Genomic DNA, 213 nt, shown 5'->3' on the forward strand with positions numbered 1-213 from the left:
TACGCGAATGTCCCCCTGCAGCAAGACCCGTAATAGTGAATAAATGCGGATTGGTGCGAACAACATCAAGAGCCTGAGTACCGATAGAACCGGTGGACCCAAGCAAGAGAACAGAACGTGGCTCTGTCACTGATCCTTCTTTCTACTTTCCGCCTAGTCTACTTCTCTTCTGCAGCAAGCTGACCGCATGCTGCAGCGATATCCTGCCCGCGT

Annotated in this window: 1 protein-coding gene; it reads right to left on the minus strand. The window is 52.1% G+C overall.

The window, feature by feature from the left end; genetic code table 11:
- Positions 1-130, minus strand: a 130-nt coding sequence (locus tag RRF55_RS29190) for a hypothetical protein (RefSeq protein WP_439419479.1), incomplete at its 3' end; no start/stop codon positions are given.
- Positions 131-213: the final 83 nt, after the last annotated feature.

It is taken from the genome of Klebsiella sp. K47, assembly GCF_051858335.1.
Lineage (GTDB): Bacteria > Pseudomonadota > Gammaproteobacteria > Enterobacterales > Enterobacteriaceae > Klebsiella > Klebsiella pneumoniae.